The organism is Clostridium sp. C8-1-8 (assembly GCF_009928445.1).
Classification (GTDB): domain Bacteria; phylum Bacillota; class Clostridia; order Clostridiales; family Clostridiaceae; genus Clostridium_AR.
Genome location: NZ_JAABNO010000007.1, coordinates 40857 through 59950, shown reverse-complemented (window position 1 = coordinate 59950; position 19094 = coordinate 40857). Strand labels below are relative to the sequence as shown.

Genomic DNA, 19094 nt, shown 5'->3' with positions numbered 1-19094 from the left:
TTTTATACTTTAAACCTATTTACCACTGAAACCATACTGCTTGACATTTCAGAGAGTGTTTGAGCTGATTCTGCTACTTCTTCTGAGGAACTGCTCATTTGCTCTGAAGATGCTGTTATTTCTTCCGATGAAGCTGAATTTTCCTCCGCTACTGCAGAAGCATTACCAATTCTCGCAATTATATCATTCTTATCAGAATCGATACTATTCATAGCTCCACTTACTTCTTTCATCAATGGAATCACTTCTTCTACTAGCTCTATTATATTTTTAAAGGAAGCTATAGACTCTTCTATAGTATTTATTTGACCTGTAAATTCATCATTAACCACATTTGTGGTATCTACCACCTCACTAGTTTCCTTTGATATCATATCAAGTCTACTATTTATTTCTGTAGATGAATTTTTGCTTTGCTCTGCCAGTTTTCTGATTTCATCTGCTACTACAGCAAAACCTTTTCCTGCCTCTCCAGCTCTTGCTGCCTCTATAGCTGCGTTTAAGGCTAAAAGATTAGTTTGATCTGCAATACTATTTATAAGTGTGGTTATGCCATTTATTTCTTTTATGTTTGATCCAAGCTTATCAATCTTATCGGTAACCTTCTCAAAAGATGCACTTACTGTCTTAACCGAAAGCACCAAGCTTTGCATTTGTTCATTACTAAGGTTTGCCATGGAACTTATGGTTTCCGTTGATTTATTAACATTACTTACAATGCCTGAAATGTTTTCTATGGCTTCTCCGAACTCATTAACAACACCGGCTATGGTCATTAACTCCTGAGCTTGAGATGTAGAACCTATTGCAACTTCTTGTATAGCAGTGCTAACTTCTTGAGATGAAGATGTCATCTCTTCTGAAATGGCAGATAGAGATAATGCCTGTTCATTCATCTTACCAGCATCTTGCTTAACTTCACCCAATATAATAGCTATTGCATCTACCGTTGAAGCCAATTCTCTTTTCATTATTCCAAACTCATTATTCTCGTTTGTTTCTATATCTAAAGTCAAATCCCCAGAAGCTACCACCTTTAACTGAGCTGTAAATTCTTTTATAGAGTTTCTTATGTACCACAATATAAACATAGATATAGCTGTAACCAAAATAAAAATACCAGTGGTAATTAATATAAATTTGGTTCTTGTTGATACAAAATCATCTTGACTTTGCTTATTTATAAGGTCTGCGGACTGCTTTTCACTAGCAACAAGCTTTTCTATACTTGTGCTCACTCCTGTACCAACCTTAGTATAGTCGTCCATGTACTCCTTAGTCATTGCCTGTCCAACTTTTCTTTTTTCAGCTAGTGGCGGAAACTTTTCCATATACTTATCATAATAATCTTTCATATCACTTATAAGTTTATTCTTTTCATCAGAATTATCTTTAGTGTTAAGCTCACTAATACGCGTTCTTATCTTGCTATCAGTATCCTTAACAGTTGTTATCATTGCCTCATCATAGGGTCTATCGATTATTTTAGTAAGTACATTTCTCATTCCATTAAAAGAACCATTGATATCTCCAAGAATTTTAATATTTTGAAGTTCCTTCTCATTGAGACTAGTGAGATCGCCATTTATTTTGTACATATTTGTTATGGCTACAGATACTACTGACAATAAAGAAATTACCGCAATTAACCACAAAGCTACAATCCCATGAACTATCTTGAAATCTTTCCTTCCCTTTTTCATACAATCCCTCCAAACTTAAACATCGTTGTTATTATTAGAATATTCACACAATTCTTTCAAAAATATTCCTAATAATTTTTAATAATACAAATTATTAATTAAATTATCGTCCGAATATTTTAAAAGTTCATAGATGATTTATAACTTTAATATAATAATTGTTCGGAATTTTTTATTATATGTATCCAACTGCAACTATTAATTACACATTCCCGATATTCTCTAGAAGCCGATATTATCGAACATCAGCAAATTAAATTTTTATAAAGAATACCTGCATATTACTTCCATAGTGAATAAAAATGAAAAAACAAGCCATAGTATTTCAAACTATGACTTGTTTTAAATGTTAGCTTTATTTTGTTTTTCTTAGCTTAATGGTAGCACCTACTCCTAAAACTATCATTAGCAGCGCCAATACTATCAATACCTCGCTATCAATAGGTGAGCCAGTTTTAGGAAGAACTTGACTGCCACTTTCAGCTTTTTCAGCTATTATAAATGTTGAAAGTTTATTTGTATTAAAGGTTACTTTATTTCCATCAAGCTTTGTATACATAACCTCAAATTGTTTTGTATTTTCATTGTAGTAGAATACTGAAAGCTTATTCTTGTCTAAGCCTTTAAGCTCATCGTCAGTGAGTATTAAAGATATTTGAGCTTTTCCATCAGCAAAGTTGTATATATCAACTTTATTTTCTCCAGTGACAACAGATAATCTTAGTTGGTAAAGTCTCTTTATACCTCTAATATCTTTTGTAATATCACTTCCATCCACAATACTAAAGCTTAAGACTATTCTCGAACCTTGTTTTAATAACTCTTTACTTACAGTTGTAAATGGAATCAAAGCGTCCACCTTTGAGTTTCTTATCTCTAAACTTCCATTACCACTCTTTAAGGCTTCTATATCAGTTACTTCAACAGTAAACTCACTAGAATTATCAGATATCTGAATCAAGTTATTTCCTGAGGATAACTTAGAAACCTGAATAAGCTTCTTACCATTTTCATCGGTTATTATAGTACTGCCCTGACCATTATTTGAGTTCCCATTTCCTGAATTGTTATTGGAATTTCCATTTCCTCCTGAGTTGTTGTTTCCGCCATTATTGTTGTTTCCGTTTCCTCCTTGATTAGATCCTCCATTATCAGGATTATGCGGTACCTCTTTTACAGTTACCATTCTCTCTTTATTTATTATATTGCCCTCTTTATCAACTATCTTATAAACAATCTTATAGCTTCCAGCTTTACTAGTATCTAAATTGTTAAATACAACTTCAATCTTTGAGGTCAAATCTTCTCCATTAATGTCTACAGCTTTAACTCCATCTAGAGGATTAAACTTATCTCCTACATTTATATTTATATCACTTGTATCAATTGCCCCCATGCTCAATACTCTTACTATAAAATAGCTTACGGAACTATTTCCTGAAGTATCAGCAACTGATACTTTTACTCTAAATACTCCATCCTTTGATGTATCTACAACCTGAGTAATTACTGCTTTATTAGTTATATCTCCATCCTTATTATCAGTTATCTTTAGACCTAAATCCTTTATTGGATCAAAGCTTGCTCCTACTGGAAGCACTGCATTATGACCCTCTATGACAGGTGCAGTAGCGTCTTCTTTTACAGTTATTTTAAATACCTTTGATGATTTATTACCAGAAGTGTCTGATACTGTGGCAGTAACTTCATAAGTTCCTATAGTATTAATATCAAGCTTACTATCATCTAATACCACCTTACTAGTTATATCTCCATCCATATCATCTATTGCACTTAAGCCAATAGCCTTCATCAAGTCTGGTTTTTCTCCCTTTTGAATAACAGCGTCACTTCCATATATACTAGGCGCTGTGCTGTCCAATATATACTTCAGGTTAAAGGAACGTATATTAAAGCCATCAACATCTACATAAACTCTTAAAGTTTGTACTCCTTCTTTAAGATACACTGCTATTGAGTCAGAGTCTGCCCACTTATTCCAATCACCTGTAGATGGAAGCTTTACTCTTCCAAGTTCTTTTCCCATTCCATCCTGAAGCACTGCTATAGGTACTGAACTTACTGAATCAGCATAATTATAAGATATTTGGTAAATTCCTGATTTCTTCACATTCACAGAATAATCCATGTATGAACCTACAGAAGTGTCACCTATATTCTTAACACCATCCTTAGTTTCAATAGCATATCCCTTATCTCTTGATCCACCAAAAACACTATCAGCTTTTATAACGGTTATATCTCCATTACTATCTGCCTTTATGTCCTGTGGTCCTTGTTTCTTAGCTATTGATATCGAATTTAAACTAAAGCCTCCATTTACTGCTTCTAATCTTAAAGTCTGAAGACCAGCCTCTAGCCTTACAGTATCCTTTACATCCAGTGTATTTCCCCAAAACTTAGCTAGGCTTAAAGTAGCTATATTTCCTGAAACATTAAGGTCATTTCCAGTGCTTATCTTTATAGCATTAGTAATTGAAGCATTGTTATTTGCAGTATAGGTAATTGTGTAGTCTCCAGCTTCTGCTACATCTAGGTAGTAATCAACTCTATTACCTGCCTGAACCTCACTATTTAGTGAACCTTTAGTTCTATAAGCCTTATCTTCTGTTAAAGTAACAGCCTTATCACCAACCTTGTATGGAACTGGCTTTAGATTACTCTTTCCACAGGTAATCTCAGTAGCTAATCCACTATCGTTTGTAGAGTCACCATATGCTGTTACAGGTACATTTATATCCATCGAAAGATCCTCATAATAGGTTGCAAGCCATTTTAAATGAACTCTTATATGAGTTGCATCTAAGTACTCTACAGAATCTAGCTGAGCATACTTCCCATCAATGAGTGCTCCTGATAAACTTATATCTTTTATCTTTTCCTTTACAAAAGTTCCTCCCCTTAAGGTTACGTCTATATATGGTGTATTTATAGGAATTGACTTGTCAGAAAGCAAAACTTCTTTGTCATTATTAGCAGTTATTACAAAGCTGCTGCTAATACTATACGTTTTATCACTTAAGCCTTCTATTTCCTTAGCACACATATCTATATTTATAAGTTTATTATAATCAAAATCAAGGCTCGAATTACCATGAAGCACAATCATTGCTGTTGTATCATCTACTCTTGTAACCTCATAATCCACCCCAGAAGGCAATACACTTAGTTTCCAATCTGCTTTTGTAAGATTAGCTACAAACTTGCCATCATAAAGCTTTACATTTACTACAGCTTTGTCTTCTTTCCCCTCATTTATAATGTCACTACTAGCATTTATTGCTGATCCTACAGAAAACCAATCCAAATTAAACCCTACTTTAGCGTATAGCTTAAGAGTATGTTCTCCTTTTGTAAGATTTATATTTGTGTCTTCAACCTTCCAACTATCCCAATCACCAGTACCTTCAAGCTCTACATTTTTGATAAGTTTATCATCAGAATATATATCAAAGTCTGGTTTATCATTCTTCGACGCCAGATTAAGCTTAAGACTGTATTGTCCATCCTCTGCTACATTAACTTTGTATTCCATAAAGTCATCTTTATCTACATAACCTACCTTACCATTTTCAACTACTACACCTTTTGAGTTGATGTAATTTACACCTTCTACTCTTCCAGGAAGATTATATATTGGTACTGCTTTTTCAAATTTAATGTTTCTTATATTAAATTCTCCTGCATCAATATTGAATCTTATCTTTTGCAGGCCTTTATTCTTGAAGTTAATTGTATTCTTAACTGTAAAGTAATTACTCCAGGTTTGATTGTCCCAGGCAGTTTGAGGTACTAATACATTTGTTAACTCTTTATCTCCTAAAAGAACGTGTATCTGTCTGTTCTTTTTAGCATTGTCATCATAGTTTCCCCATGGTGTTGCTGTTTCAAAGGTCATATTGTATAAACCTGCTTCATCAACCTTTACATAATAATCAAGATAATTATTGTCATGGATATAAGCGGTATGGTCTCCCTCTACCTTTATATTGGAACTAGCATCGGTATAATTGGTTGAACTAAAAGTTCCTGGAACCGCATTTATTTTATCTGCAGCAATAGGCTTCCAAACATAGGTAGCTACATTCTTTGAAGGTATGCTGGCAAAAACTTGAGCTCCACTAGTTGTTAACTTGAAACTTTGAGTTTGATCAGTCTGATTTACTACTACTGCTACTAAAGTACCGTCTGTGTTCTTAAATACAACATTTGTAACAGTATCTGAAGAACCATAATTACTATCCACTCTCACTGCTCCCGGTCTGATGAATTTTGAAAACTGTCCAGTTATATAGTATTCTGGTGTAGCCCAGTAATTATTGTTATCATTTGCATCCAAAACAAACATGGTAGGATCAGGAGTACCTGTCCATTGCTCCGGTGATATATTACTATCTAACATAGTTACCCAGGAGTTATAGCTTTCAGCATAGTTTCTATAGTACTGTATTATTCTATCAGCACCAGTTGTCCCCCAAACAGACCTCTCTGTAAGATTTACCGAGTGATCTGGGAACAAATTATGAACCTGAGTCATTGCAGTTGGCTCTCCACCATAGTCATGGAAAGCTATACCGTCAATTGCGGACTTTGAAGCATCATTATTTAGAGCCTGAGTTGCAAAACTAACTCCGCTATCAAAGTTATGATCAAAAGCCCATATCTTAATATCTTTTCCTTTTAGTACATCACTCTTAGCAATATCAGCCTTAATTGCTATAGCCAACTTTTGTTCTTGCTCTGGTGTAATATAACAGCTTGGATAATCTATCTGAAGTCCTGGTTCATTTTGAAGGGTCATAGCATATATTGGAATACCCTGCTTAGCATATTCTTCAAGATATCTAGTATAGTACATAGCTGCATCAGAAATATGCCCATCACTTAACTTTCCGCCTTTTATAAGCTTATCATTATTTTCATAGCTCTTACTGCTGTCTGTCTGCTCCTTCATCCATCCAGGAGGAGTCCAAGGAGAAGAGAACAACTTTAGATTTGGATTTATCTTTAATGCCTCTTTGATTGTAGCAACTATATTGTAATCTATATCTTTTTGTATAGAGAAACCTTTGCCTGTAGTATTGTACCAATCTGGTCCACCTGTTCCTGGAACATTATCATAATAGGTATAGAAATCTCTTCCTGTAAAATCTGCTGTACCTATAGTAAGTCTCATAAGACTCATTCCAGCTCCATCCACAGGGTCTACTAGTTTCTTTAAAAACTCAGTTCTTTTCTCTGGTGACATCTTGGATATATTATTAATGGTTGACTCCTCTAAAGAAGTTCCCATACCCAAGAACTTTTGATATTCCTTGTCTGGATCTATTTTTATATTAGTAACCTTTGTATCATCTTCTGAGGTTATATCTAGCTTATCCTTCACACTGAGAGTATTAGATAAATCCTTAGGAGCATCATACCAGCTCATACTGCCAGACTGCTCAGAAGAACTCATGTATACATCGACAGCCCCAGCTTTTATTATTGGGCCTGAAGGATTTGGTACTGGTGTCTGTCCACCGCCATTATCTCCACCATTGTCTTCATAGTCTCCAATTCTAGTAAAGTTTATCCAGTTCATATTGAAGTTTCCATTACCAGCCTTGAATCTTAAGGTTTGTTTTCCAGCTTTAATGTTGGCTACACCCTCTACAGTAGCCCAATTCTGCCATCCACCAGTATCTGGTACATCTACCTTTGTAAGATTTTTCGAACCTAAAAACAACTGAGCTCCAGAGGCAGAACCACCAGGACTGGCAACTCTAAATTCAACTTTATACTTACCATCCTCTTTAACATTAACACCATAGTCCATCCAATCTCCGCCGTCTATATAGCCTACATCCTTTCCTCCACCTGCATCACTTACATTCTCTGTTTGTACGCCATACATACTAGTATAAGCTTCAGCCTCCACTTTTCCAGGTATAGCTATAGAGTTATCAGGTTGATTTGGTTTTGCTGGCAAAGATGACATTTGTCCCTTTTTCAATCCATAACCAAAATTAAATAAGGCTTTTCCATCTTCCTTTTTGTTAGGAATATCAGAAGCATACCATGGCCAAGTAATATTAAGCTTACCAGTAAAATCATAATTACCAAACAATACATCTGCAACGCCTTGGCCTTCAGTACCTGGAAGCCAAGCCTCAACTAAACCATCCATATTACCTATTTGATCTGCTATAGTTAATGGTCTTCCAGAAACCAATACCACTACTATTGGAAGCTTCGGATTGGTAGCTTTAATATTTTTTAGAGTTGTAATATCATCAGAGTCAAGAGCCAAAGCATCAGGAGATCTATCTCCATCAGTTTCAGCATAAGGTTTTTCACCTATTACAACCACAGCTACGTCATTGTCTGAAGCTGCTCTTCCACGGCTATTATAGGTTACCTTTACGTCTTTACCTACAGTATTTTTTATTCCTTGTAAAATAGTAGTTCCATTGGTTGTGTTACCTGAAGCCCCTTGCCAAGTTATAGTCCAACCACCACACTGAATTCCTATATCATCTGCACTTTTTCCTGCTACAAGTATATTTTTCTTATCCTTTAGCTTGCCTACTATATCATTATCATTTTTCAATAACACTAAGGATTCTCTAACCGCTTGTCTCCCTATATCTCTATGAGCTTGAGAACCTACTGTATTTAGTAAATCTCTTTGAGCATAAGGGTCCTCAAATAATCCTTGCTCAAACTTAACCTTTAGTATTCGTGTAACTGCATCATTTATTCTATCGTCTGTAACTTCCTTCTTTTCTACCAAGTCCTTCAAATTAGTTATAAAACTCCTCCAGGAATTAGGTACCATGGCCATATCAATTCCAGCATTAATAGCCTTCTTTATCTGCTCTCTTTCAGTTCCTGGAAGCTGAGCTATTCCTTCATAATCAGATACAACTATTCCTTTAAAGCCTAACTGGCCTTTAAGAACATTTGTTATAAGATCTACATTACCATGGCACTTCTCACCATTGATACTATTGTAAGAAATCATAACTGATCTGGCACCAGCATTTACTGCTGCAATATAAGGAGGAAGTAACTCATCTTTAAGGGTCTCACTTAGATTGCTTATTACAGCATTTCCTTGATTTACTCCATCAGTAGTTAAACCTTCACCTATATAGTGCTTAGCAGTAGCTATTACGGTGTTATTCTTTTTAAGAGTTCTACTTGGCTCATCTCCCTGTAAACCTTTAACATAGGCCGCTCCAAGTTTTGAAGCAAGCTCAGAACTTTCTCCAAAGGTCTCATAGGTTCTTCCCCATCTTTCATTATGAGCAATTCCAAGAGTAGGTGCAAAAGTCCAGGTTACACCTGTTGCTCTCATCTCCTCAGCAGTTGCCTGTCCTATCTTTTTTATAATGTCTGCATCTCCTGATGCTCCAAGTCCTATGTTATGTGGGAATATTGTTGCTCCAAAAACGTTGTTATGACCATGTACTGCATCTACACCATACAATATTGGTATCCTAAGTCTAGTCTCTGATGCAGCCTTTTGAAATCCATCTACCATATCAGCCCAGCTCTTAGCTGTATTAGGCGTAGGTAGCGAACCTCCTCCACTCAATATGGAACCTAAAAAGTAATTTTTCACATCTTCTGTTGTGGCAGTTTTTCTTTCAGCCTGTACCATTTGTCCGACCTTTTCATCAAGAGTCATCCTAGTAATCAAGTCCTGGACTCTTTCATCCACAGAAAGTCTAGAATCTAGGTATTTAGGCGTATCTTCAGCTTTTACAATAGCTGCTGTTCCATTGCCTAAAACCATAGTTGTTACAAAGGTCACTGTTAAAAATCTAGACAACCACTTTTTTAACATCCCTATACTCCCCCTTTAACCAAATATAGTATTTACTCTAATCTCAAATCTCATAAATATGAAAGAATCATATTAATTCTTTGCGTAAGCTCATCTAAGCATCCTATGACTGACCACTTAATTTCAATAGGTTATTTTAACAGAGACTGTACATTTGATTACTTGAGCTTTTCCTTATTTACCTCCTTATCTATCTCATTCAAAAAATTTTCAGGGCTTATCCTTCCTGCTGCTAACTGATAACATAATTCTTCTATAGATACTTTAAAGTTTGGAGTCAAGCTATCATGCCAAGATGTACCACTTAAAGAACTAGCTTTACTCAAAATATCTACCAATTCTTTTTGAAGTTTTGTTTCATTTTTATTTGAATAGTTCTCATACTTCTGTGCAGGAACTATTAACCCCTGTTCAAAACCATTTTCAGCCCAATTTTCAGGCTTCATCATATACTCTAAAAACTTTATAGCTTGATTTTTCACCTTAGACTTGGAAGCTACTGCATATCCTCCCCCATTCCAAGCAATCAAACTATTTTCAACAGTTTGCCCTTCTACAAACAAGGGCATCTTAGATACCTCTACTTGTTTTCTAAACTCTTCTGATAAGTTAGGGTTACTAACCATGCCAACTTCCCAGGACCCTGTATACAGCATTGCACTTTGTTTTTTTGTAAATAAATTCATAGAGTTGTTATAGTCTAGCTGGGACGTACTATCCTCAAATCCACAAGCTTCAAGTAGCAATTTCAGATCTTCAGCAGCTTTTTTTAATACACTATTCTCTCTAAAGCTTATTTGTCCTGATATTGCATTGTATATAAGACCTTGCTCCTTTCCCTCCATAAGTACCAACTCCTGATACAGCAAAGCTAAGGGCCACTTGTCTTTTATATTTATTGAGATTGGATTGATTCCTTTCTCTTTAAACCTCTTACACACTTCCATAAGTTCTTTGAAATTTTTAGGAATATCTATGTTATTTCTATGGAAAAGCTCTTTATTATAATACAAAACCATATAATCCATACTCTTAGGGATTCCATAAAGCTTTCCTTCAAAGCTAAATCCATCTAAAGCTCCTTCTTTAAAATCAGCCTTTCTGAACTTATTAGAATCTAAAGCTTCAGCATAACCGCCCTTCATTACAGGATTAAAGAAAGATGGTTGTCCCCAAACAAAAAATATATCAGGTAGTTTATCACTTATGGCATATGCCTTAAATCTTTGTTTATAAGGTTCATCTTGATAAGCCTCCACTTCTATACGGACGTCAGGATGCTCACTAATATATTTATCAATCAGTAGTTGTTCAAGCTTTCCTTGACCTGACTGCCTATCAGGTAGATTGGACAAGAAACTTATAGTAACTTTTGTTTTATCTTCTCTTCTAGTTGAGGTCTCATTGCCACATCCTATAAGAGTGAATAATAAAATCACTACTACTACTATGCATTTAATATTTTTTACAGTCTGCTTCTTCATATACCTCACCATTTTCTATATCTTTACTAATACCTCAGGCTGTTTACAGTGTAATTATAAAATTACCTGTAATAAAATGGTAGTACTCAAATTGTAGAAAATGGTTCCATTTTTAAGAAGTTATAGCTAATATAATCAAATTGAAAAGCTTTTCTTTTTAATGTAAAATATACTTGAACCAAATAAAAGTAAATTTATTCCATATAGGAGGATGTATATGAGGCTATTTAAAACTCCTACCGTTTCATTCCACATCAGTTATATGAATTTGAGTATAAAAAATAAAATACTAATTTTTTATGTATGCATTCTGTCAATAATATGTCTTATCCTTGGAAGCTACTCTTATGTAGTTGCATCAAAATCTTTAAAGGATGAGGTAACCTCTATTAATATTAAGGATATAAATCAAACCTCAGATAACATCAATTTTCTCCAGAAAGATATTACAGACTTATCAACCTTCATCTGCTTAAATCCCCTAATTCAGTCTCTTGTTACTAATAGTGAGGCATCCCCAGAATACGAGAACTTTACCAAATATGGACTTGAACCTCTAAATATATTGTTAGCCTCCAAAGACTATATAAGCTTCATATTTATATATGGTGAGCAAGGATCTAAATATTATTTAAGTAAGGATGGAAGTAATGGACTAAACTCCTACGACAAAATAAAAAGAAGTGATATATATAAAACTGCCCATGCTCTAAAGGGTGCACCACTGTGGGTTAACTTAGATACTAGAAATAATATATTTATAACTGATAACAGAAATCCTAAGATTGCAATGGTTAGAACCATAATAGATACCAACACCTTACAGGAGTCTGGGTTAATGGTTATATGCATTAACACCTCTTTCATAGAAACTATATATTCTCAGGACTTAAAAGGCTCAGACAGCATTGTATTGTTGGATAATAAAAACAACATAATATCTTCAAAGGATTCTAAGAAAATTCTTAACTCAACGGATATACCTAAACTTTCTCATGTAATAAAAACAAACAGTGGTTATGAAAATATGACCTTAGGTGGCTCTGAAGTTTTGGTTACTTATGGCACTATAAAAGAAAGTGGTTGGAAACTGGTTTCTCTTACCTCTCAGTCTGAAATGTTTAAAAGCGTAAAATCCATAATGACCATGACCCTTGCAGTAATTGCTTTATGCATAATAATCTCATTTTTTATATCTATCTTTGTATCCTCTAAACTGGTCAATCCTATACAAAAATTACTTCAATCAATGAAAAGGGTGAAAAATGGAAACTTTAAAGAAAAAGTAGATTACAAATATAATGATGAAATAGGAAATCTAGTTTGTGAATATAATGATATGATTGATAACCTTCAAAACTTAATCAATAAAGTATACAAGCTCCAGTTAAAAGAAAAAGAAGCTGAGCTTAAAGCTCTTCAAGCTCAAATAAATCCTCATTTTTTATATAACACCTTGGACATGATATTTTGGAAATCAGAAAGAGCAAAACAAACTGAAATAAGTGAAATGATATATGCTTTATCCAAGATATTTAGGACTAGCTTAAGCAATGGTAATGACTTTATAATAGTAAAATCAGAAAAAGAATTTATTGAAAATTATTTACTACTTCAAGGAAAGAGATATAGGGATAAATTAAATTATTCAATAGATATTGACGAAGACATTCTTGATTATTCTATTCCGAAACTAATTCTTCAGCCTTTTGTGGAAAATTCAATAATACATGGCACTGAGACTGACAACGATAAAAGTTACTTGAATATATCTGGAAGTCTAGTACAGTGGAAGCTTATATTCATTATTGAAGATAATGGAGCTGGAATTGATGATATAACTTTGAAAACTCTAACTGACAATTGTAATATCAACAATACCTCAAGTTATAAAAAAGGTTATGCTATTAGCAATGTTAGTCAACGATTGGCTCTTTACTATGGTGATGAGTACTCTCTAGATATACAAAGCAAATTAGGAAAAGGAACGAAAATTAAAATATCTATACCAGTCAAAGGAGTTTGATGATATGTATAAATTATTCTTAGTAGATGATGAAATAGAACTTGTTGAAGGACTAAAAGAATTGGTAGATTGGAAAAATAATGATATAGAAATCTGCGGAGAGGCAAACAACGGTATAGATGCCCTTGGAAAGATCCTTACACTTAAACCTGATATAGTTATTATGGACATAAGAATGCCTAAAATGACTGGTCTAGAACTTCTTGAAAAACTATATTCTAAAGCTTTAAGTATTAAGTATATAATATTAAGCGGTTATGATGATTTTTCTTATGCTAAACAAGCTATAAATCTATCTGCCTATAATTATCTTCTAAAACCCTGCCGTCCTTCAGAAATATTAGAGGCTGTGCTGGAGGCAAAAAGTAAATTAATAGAAGAACGCTCAAAGGAAAAAATAATTCAATCCAATGTGCTTAAGGAACTTATATTAAACCCAGTTAGCAATAATAAAACAAGTTATACTAGTCTTTCTATAAATAATTTTGAACAGGATAACCTACAAATTATTATACTATCAATAGATCACTCCACTATTATCTACAATCTTTTTGATAATAACGACATAGATTTTTTAAAAGACTCTATAAAAAACATGACTCTTGAAACTCTTGATTGCCTCAATATAGTTAACCTTTTTGAAGAAGCCTATAACCTAGTGCTTTTAATAGCTCCTAGAAGTAGCTTTGCAACTGGAACTCAAATCTCTGCAATACTTTTAAAGCTTAAAGATCTCATAAGGAGCTCTCTAGGTTTTTCTATAACAATAGCTATAGGAAAAACCGTAGATAAGTTAGAGGCTATAAATCTTTCATATAGCAGTTGCAAAAAAGCTTTAGAGTATAAGTTTTTTCTTGGAGAGGGCAATATAATATATTCTGAGCATATAAGCAGTTACAATATTGTCTCAAATCCATATCCCTTGGATGAAGAACTAAAACTAATGAGTTATCTCAGATCCGGGTCAATAGACGATATTCATAGTATCCTAGAAAGGTTTTATAGCAAGCTTTGTAAAGGTGGTCTTCCTAGAAAAAAGACTATTCAATCCTATACATTGTCACTTTTAGGCTCTATAAATAAGTTTTGTATAGAAAGCGATATTGATATAAGTTCCCTTTCAAAACCAGCCTCTCCTTTTGATGTAATTCTTCAATGTGAAACAATAAACGAGCTGAAAAACCAGCTTGAAATTATTATCTCTAACCTATTTGATAAAATTAATAACACTAACAAAAATAATAGTTTAATAAAGCTTGCATTAGACTTCATCACCAGTAATTACGATAAAGACATAACCTTGGAGAGCGTAGCAAAAGAGATACACTTTACTCCTGGCTATGTAAGCCAACTATTTAAACAAGAGACTGGAATAAACTTTCTTGAGTTTCTTCACAAATACCGAATTGAAAAGTCCAAAGCACTTTTAAAAAATAAACTATTAAAAAATTATCAGGTAGCCTATATGGTAGGCTATACTAATGAAAAACACTTTTCCAAGACCTTTAAACGCTACACTGGTCTTACTCCTAGCCAATATAAAGCTAGCATAGTTTCTTAGCTATCGTAAAGAGCAGTAAGTAATGCAACATATATACTTTCAAAAGCTCCTCTCAGAACCGAGAGGAGCTTTTAAAAATAGTTTTTATATTAGAGCTGTTAATACTTAATAAGGATAAACATAGTCAGCTTTTGGCTTCTCAGCCTTATCTACCTGTTCTGCTTCTATAACAGGCATATTCTCACCCTTGTAGTTAACAACATCTATAGTTCCATTAACCATAACCCAAGAATCTTTTTGTAAAAGCTCTGCCGCATTGTATCTGCAGAGAAAACCAACAGGCTGCAAATCTGCAGTACAGCAAGTCATCATAAGACGGGCAGGAACGAATTCATTATTAGTAAAATCTTGGCTTTTAAAAACCGAACCTACTAGTCTAATTTTTTTACCTTTATATTTATCCATATTGGTAGAGATCTCAGTTACCCATTTCACAAAGTTTACATCTGTCATCACAATAGTATCGTCCACTATCATAAGACCATTTTCCACTTGAAATTTGTCTGCTGCACTTGAGCTATTGTCATTAGAATTATTTAACTGTTGACCTCCAGCTTTATTAATATCCTTACTTAAGCCTTTAGTTTTTTTGGCACTTGAAGCAACAGTATTGGCTTCAATATCATTAAAGGACATAGAGCTTGAATCCATTGCTTTTGCAGGTATTGCCAGAGCAAAAACTATAGGGATAAGAAAAAACAAGTATTCTCTACTTTTATTCTTTTTTCTCGGATGAAATACCTCCGGAACCATGGTCAAAATTAGAAATATCATAGTTACAATAGCGAACTTAATATAAGGTATAATCCTAGGATGAACATAAAATAAAACTTTACCAGTAAAAACTAGATACACGAAAAATAATGTAATAGCGCTAAGAATTAAAATCTTAAAAATAGCTTCTATATTATATCTACTCTTTCCCAACTAACTCCCTCCTACTATAAGCACATATAACTTCAACTATTGAACGCGACGTTTCAATATCAATTATTGGCCTAACATTATTAGTGGCTATAATATAATCACTCACGTAATTTAATCAAGCTGATTAGTAACGTCTAAACTTAAAGCTTCTTTATGTTTTGTTCTGTTAAGTTGCTTTATAAAACCTTGCTTATACTTTAAATAGTTAGTCTTATAAATGCTACAAAGAAGATGAGTACTACTACCTTAAGTACAAATCTCTTTTTAAAGTTTCCTAATAGCATTGATAGGTTTTTTATATCTATCATTGGTCCTACTACCATAAATCCAAGAACAGACCTAAAAGGTAGCTGATTAATAAAGGTTCTTGCTATAAATGCATCAGAGGTAGAGCATACTGACAGTATAAAGGCAGCTAACATCATAACAAGCAGAGAGGTTATTGTAGTTCCTCCTAAGTTAAAGATGATGTCTTTAGGTACCATAACTTGTAGCAACGATGAAAGAAATGCTCCTATTATTAGAAACTTTCCAACTTGAAAAAACTCCATACTTGAATGCTTAAAAATAGCTTTTAACTTTTCTACAATCCCCTTGGTTCCACCATAATAATCACTACATACCGCACACTCACACTGGGCTAAGCTGTCAAAGCTATCTAAAGCTACATCTTTTTCAGGGAAAATATAAAATATAAGTCCTACAAAGAAAGCTACAGTTGCTCCAAAGTATATTCTATATAATGCTGTGGTAGGTTGATTTGGGAAAGCATACAAGGTAGAAGCTATTGCTATGGGATTAACTATTGGTGCTGCAAGCATAAAAGTTATAGCTATGGGCAGTGGTATTCCTTTCTTGATAAGCCTAGATGCAACTGGAACTATTGCACAATCACATACCGGTAAGGCCACTCCACTGATCAAGGCAAACAGAAAACCTAGAATGGGGTTCTTCGGGAAAAACCTTCCTAAAACCTCGCTAGTTACAAAGACTTGAATTATCGAAGAGAAAAGAACCCCTACCAATATAAAAGGTACAGCCTGTATTAGTATGCTTAAGAACACAGTACTAAATATTTGCACTTTTGAAAAGTTAAAGTCCGAGGTACTTGTCCACTTCGTTAAGAAAAAACTAAAGTATCCTAAGAAAACTGCGAGAAGAAACCATATTGTTAAGTTTAAAATATTAAACTCTAAATACTTATTTACCCTTGTACTTTTCTCATATACCTCTAAACTGTTTGTCTCATCCTCAATTCCTATAAGAACCTTTATATTCTTATTTATTTTTTTAGCTACTTTCTCTATATATAAGGCATCTTTTTCCTCTTCACCAGATGTTTTATTTATAACCAATAGATCGCAGTTAGAAATATGTTCAATGGTATTGCTCTTCAAATTAGTAAAATACATTTTAAAGGCCTTTGCATCTACTATATTGATAACATTACTCAAAGAACTCACCTTTCGTACCTGCCTTGTATCTATAATATTTATTACAGGCTCAAGCTTATCAAAGCCATTACACTCAATCACCAAAGTATCCGGCAAGAATTTTTTAATTATTCCCTCCAAATACTCTACTGTTATAGATTTATCTTTTTCATGGTCTATTACATTTATAGAAGCAGCATTGATATATTCAGAATTAATCACTGCTTCACCTTTTTCTTTCTGTATAACAACTACCCTAGATTTATGTTTATAAGCTTCTCTTAATAAGCCATTTATAAATGATGTCTTTCCTGCTCCTAAAAAACCTGTAACTAGAATTATATTTGTTTTCATAAATCCCACCCTTAGTTTAACTATTTATTATCCTATAAAAGTTTGGTCTAAGATATTTTTAATAAATATATGGCAGTCTTTTTAATAATAGACTAATTTTTTATATTGTTTTATAAGTTTCTTCTCTTTTAACTCTAAATGCATTAATTACATTCTTTGTAATGATTATTGCAACAAGATTAATTACCCCTGTAAGCACTATAGTTCCACCTGGTCTCAAATTGCAATAGTAGGATAGATAAAGACCTATTACGGTAAAGCTAATAGCAAAAAGTATTGAAAAAAGCATTGTCTTTTTATAGCTCTTAGCTATCTGCATTGCGCAAGCAACAGGTAAAACCATAAGGGAGGATACAACTAAAGTCCCTACAGTCCTAGAAGCTAGTGAGATTGTTAAAGCGGTTAATATCATAAATACAAAATTTATAGTTCTTACAGGTATGCCCGCAAGCCTTGCTGCCTCTTCATCAAAGCTCATATAAAATAATTCTTTATACAAGGCAACTACTGCTATTATAACCACAATACTTAACCCAATCACTAGCTTAAGCTCAAAATCTTCTATTGCAACTATACTTCCAAAAAGAAAACTATTAAAATTGGCAGTATTTTTTACAAAGCCAGATAAAACTCCTGCAAGTCCAATTCCTGTTGACATTATTACTGCTATTGCTATTTCTGAATACTTAGAGAAGGATTTTCTTATCTTTTCTATGGCAAGTGTAGAAAGCACAGAAAAAGCTATGGCACCAAGTACCGGATTAATTCCCATAATAAGTCCTCCTGCTACACCAGCTAAGGAATTATGTGATATAGCATCTCCAAGCATAGAAAATCTCCTAAGTACAATGGTCAACCCTATACATGGGGTTATCACTGAAATTAATATGCCTACTACAAAGGCCTTTATCATAAAATCATAACTAAAAATACTTAACATATATCCTTCTCCGTCCTTAAATAGGTTTTTATAATAATTCCATCCGAAGAATAATCTACTGACTGTTCTTCTTTTTCCCCTGGTCCTATATTGTCCTCTTCAAATCTCTGTTTTATTCTTCCATCCTTTAGTATTAGCACTCTATTACAGTACTCATCTATGGCTTTCATATCATGAGAGATAATTATAACCGTGATGCCATTTTCTCTATTAAACTTTCTGACTAAAGATAAAATTATTTCTTGAGACTTTGCATCTACTCCAATAGTAGGTTCATCTAAAAGAAGTATTTCTGGTTGATTTACCAGCATTCTCGCTATGAACACTCTTTGCTGCTGTCCCCCTGAAAGTGCACCAATCATTCTAGCTTCATATCCAGTCATGCCTACTTTATCTAGAGCCTCAGCTATCATTCTTTTATGATTTTTATTAGGACGTTTAAATAAACCTATTTTTTTATATAAATTGGCACCAACTACCTCTTCAACAGTTGCAGGAAAGCTTAAGTTAAAGGAAGTTGCTTTTTGGGATAGGTATCCTACTCTATCCCAAGCATTAAAGGCTTCTAGCTTCTCATCTAAAAGCTGAATTTCTCCAGTGTTACTTACTAAAGTTCTAGTCAATATCTTCATCAAAGTACTCTTGCCTTCACCATTAGCTCCTATGATACCAATAAATTCTCCCTTATTAACTTTAAAACTTATATTTTTTAAGATAGGTAATGCTCCGTAACTAAAGCTTAGATTTTTAACCTTGACAACTTCCTTCATGTTTTTTTCTCCCAATTAACTTCAGTAGATACTGATTTATT

The 19094-nt window shown here is 33.7% G+C and carries 9 protein-coding genes; 2 read left to right on the top strand and 7 right to left on the bottom strand.

Features of this window, described 5'->3' with window-relative positions; translation table 11 throughout:
- Nucleotides 1-2: 2 nt before the first annotated feature.
- The 3 genes from GXK57_RS09295 to GXK57_RS09285 form a co-directional block, all read right to left on the bottom strand.
- On the bottom strand, nucleotides 3-1703 hold the full coding sequence (locus GXK57_RS09295) for a methyl-accepting chemotaxis protein (protein ID WP_160674821.1): 1701 nt from the start codon (nucleotides 1701-1703) through the stop codon (nucleotides 3-5).
- A gap of 355 nt (nucleotides 1704-2058) precedes the next feature.
- Nucleotides 2059-9558, bottom strand: coding sequence for a glycoside hydrolase family 3 N-terminal domain-containing protein (locus GXK57_RS09290; protein ID WP_160674818.1), 7500 nt, complete (start codon nucleotides 9556-9558; stop codon nucleotides 2059-2061).
- Nucleotides 9559-9716: 158 nt separating this feature from the next.
- On the bottom strand, nucleotides 9717-11042 hold the full coding sequence (locus GXK57_RS09285; RefSeq protein ID WP_160674815.1) for an ABC transporter substrate-binding protein: 1326 nt from the start codon (nucleotides 11040-11042) through the stop codon (nucleotides 9717-9719).
- A gap of 217 nt (nucleotides 11043-11259) precedes the next feature.
- Here GXK57_RS09285 and GXK57_RS09280 point away from each other — a divergent pair, with 217 nt between their 5' ends.
- A complete protein-coding gene (locus GXK57_RS09280; RefSeq protein WP_160674812.1) occupies nucleotides 11260-13068 on the top strand; it encodes a sensor histidine kinase in 1809 nt (602 codons plus the stop codon).
- Nucleotides 13069-13072: 4 nt separating this feature from the next.
- On the top strand, nucleotides 13073-14629 hold the full coding sequence (locus tag GXK57_RS09275; protein ID WP_160674809.1) for a response regulator: 1557 nt from the start codon (nucleotides 13073-13075) through the stop codon (nucleotides 14627-14629).
- A gap of 105 nt (nucleotides 14630-14734) precedes the next feature.
- Here GXK57_RS09275 and GXK57_RS09270 read toward each other — a convergent pair whose 3' ends face one another.
- The 4 genes from GXK57_RS09270 to GXK57_RS09255 form a co-directional block, all read right to left on the bottom strand.
- Nucleotides 14735-15556 (bottom strand): TIGR03943 family protein, encoded by an 822-nt coding sequence (locus GXK57_RS09270; RefSeq protein WP_160674806.1) that lies wholly within the window; start codon nucleotides 15554-15556, stop codon nucleotides 14735-14737.
- 197 nt (nucleotides 15557-15753) lie between these two features.
- Nucleotides 15754-17343, bottom strand: coding sequence for a permease (locus GXK57_RS09265; RefSeq protein WP_160674803.1), 1590 nt, complete (start codon nucleotides 17341-17343; stop codon nucleotides 15754-15756).
- Between the two features lie 100 nt (nucleotides 17344-17443).
- Nucleotides 17444-18283 (bottom strand): metal ABC transporter permease, encoded by an 840-nt coding sequence (locus GXK57_RS09260; protein ID WP_160674801.1) that lies wholly within the window; start codon nucleotides 18281-18283, stop codon nucleotides 17444-17446.
- Nucleotides 18277-19053, bottom strand: coding sequence for an ABC transporter ATP-binding protein (locus GXK57_RS09255; protein WP_160674798.1), 777 nt, complete (start codon nucleotides 19051-19053; stop codon nucleotides 18277-18279). The genes GXK57_RS09260 and GXK57_RS09255 overlap by 7 nt, the downstream gene beginning before the upstream one ends.
- Between the last annotated feature and the right edge of the window lie 41 nt (nucleotides 19054-19094).